The following is a 2489-nucleotide window of genomic DNA, read 5'->3' as shown; positions in this document are numbered from 1 at the left end:
CGTAGGCTCGGTACAGAACGCCTTACTGCCTTTCGGCAGTAGGTTTTCCCGTACCTGCCCCCAAACCGTACTTGCATGTCTCCACGCATACGGCTCTCCGTTGATAACATGACTTTATTTAGCATGGCTGTGTATTTTGGCATAACACTTTTCACAGACAACCAATGTCTTCCTATGCTTTTCAAGCATCAGCCTGTCGCATTCAGTTTTTCCTTTAAGCTGATTTAGCTTTCTGACATGACGCATGACTACAGGTCCGACTTTTCCACATAATTCACATGTTCTCGCATCCAATCGCTCAGTAAGTGTCGGCTGTGGAATTGCGATTGTGTAGGATAAGTCGTTTACCTCCGTATAGTACATTGGTGGTTTACGTTTGAATCCCTCATTATAGAATTTCCTGTACCGTAATTTACCTTTTGCATCCTGATATGGCACTATAATGTCATTCCCAACCTTATATTTGTCAATGACTTTGCTTACAGTGCTATTGGTTTTTCCTGCAATGGTATGGTACATACTGTACTCCATGATGTATCCAAACTTTGAGAGCGCGTATGCCACGTTGTTGGCAATGCAGTAGTAGTTGTAGAACCCTCTGATTTCAGAGTTATATGCCGCCACTATGTCCTCGATTTTCTTCTTCATAAGATTGCCTCTGAACTTTGCAAACCAAACTTGTCGGCCATTTTCTACCTTGTATCTGATGGCGCTGTATTCTTCCAGTTTGTTCCGCACCGTTTCTATGGCGACCTTTAGGACTATCTTACCGTTGTAATAACGGGCTGGCACATTGTTCTTGTCCCGCTTGATAGCATCAGACTTACGGACTGAAACATCGAAGCCAAGAAATTTCGCGGGCTTTTGTGCGTTTGTTATCAATGTCTTTTCCTGTGACAGTTCCAGCTTGAGGTTTTCTTCCATATACTTGGTAATGTCCGACTTGATTTTAACGCACTCTGCCTTGCTTCCGATAACACCAATGAGGAAATCATCTGCGTATCTTACGTATCGAAGCCTTCTGTATGTTTCATCCATACTGTCTCTGCTCTCAATCTTTTGCCTTTCACGTCTCAGTTTCTCATACTCATCCCTAAGCTGTAATCTGACATCTGCATCCTGTATGTTCTTGATGCTTTTAAGGATGCGTTGCATCTTATCGCTAAGTTGCTTGTATTCTTTGGTGATGTGTCTTTCTTTTCCCTTATTGAAGCGTAGGGCGTATTCTTCCATATACTTGTCAAAATTATCAAGATAAATGTTTGCCAGTATAGGACTGATATTACCGCCTTGTGGAGTTCCCTTGTTTGTATTATGAAACTTCCAGTCTTCAATATATCCCGCATTCAACAACTTGCGGATAAGCCTTAGAAATCTATCATCGGCAATCCGTTTCCGCAAAGTTGCAATCAATACATTGTGGTCTATGTTGTCGAAGAATCCTTTAATGTCTCCTTCCACAAACCATTTTGTACCTGTAAATGTCTTTTGGATATGGGTCAATGCGGTATGGCAGCTTCTGTTTGGTCTGAATCCATGTGAGGTGTTTGCAAACACCTCTTCATAGACGGCTTCAAGAATCATGCGCACCACCTCCTGTACAAGTTTGTCCTCAAAGGAAGGAATTCCAAGCGGTCTTTTCTTACCGTTTTTCTTGGGTATGTATATCCTTTTTGCCGGATTAGGCTTGTAAGACTCATCTCTCAAAGATGCAATGACTTTGTTTATTCTTTGAAGACTCATCCGATTGATGGTTTTCCCATCCGTACCGGGTGTCATATTGCCTGGTTTGGCGTAAATACGCTGGTAAGCAACATGAAACATCTCCTCATTGAATAAGATACGGTACAGCCTTTCGAACTTGTAATCCGAAACTTTACCATGCTTGTTTAAAGCTTTTAATACTTGCTCAGGACTTCTCATAATGTCTCACACATTTTCCATTATTTGTATTAAGTTATCTAACTGCTTCCCTTCGCCATGTTACAAGGCTTTCCCTTGCTCGGACTACTACGGAAGCTCCGTTCCCATGTCAGATATTCAGGGTCCTATGCCCATAGCCTTACGGCATTCTGATTTAGGGAATCCCCATTTGCTTTCACAATAACTGTTTGGCTCGGCAGACTGTCGGATGCGACTTACGTTCCTATTCCACTTATTGTGGTTGCTCTGAAGCCAGCTCCTGCTCCATTGTAATTTCGGTTTACATGGGGTGCTTCAGCCCGACGTGAATCAAATACCTTTCGTCGGGGCTGGTACGTGTGCAGCAGAACTATCGTTCAACCAATCAGGCTTCATCCTTGTGTCTGTCTTTTCCTCTCGCCATGCAGTCGCAGCTTGGTATTTAGCTGACTAATGACTTTACCGACATGCTTTTGTCACCTTTGGATTTCTCCTCCAGCTAAGTCGTTGAGGATAGGTCTGTTGAACTCTAACCTAATCTCTTGCCATAGAGATATTTATTGTGTAGCCTATATGGGCGCATCGAA

At 42.8% G+C, this 2489-nt stretch carries 1 protein-coding gene; it reads right to left on the bottom strand.

Going from position 1 to position 2489, the window contains the following annotated elements:
* Positions 1 to 114: 114 nt before the first annotated feature.
* Entirely contained in the window at positions 115 to 1923 is a 1809-nt protein-coding gene (locus H8S52_RS19540; protein ID WP_004308094.1) for a reverse transcriptase/maturase family protein, read from the bottom strand.
* Positions 1924 to 2489 lie beyond the last annotated feature (566 nt).

Origin of the sequence: Bacteroides sp. NSJ-48 (assembly GCF_014287405.1) — a bacterium.
GTDB lineage: Bacteria > Bacteroidota > Bacteroidia > Bacteroidales > Bacteroidaceae > Bacteroides > Bacteroides stercoris.
Note: the sequence above shows the minus strand (reverse complement) of the source record. Positions and strands in the feature narration are given on the sequence as shown.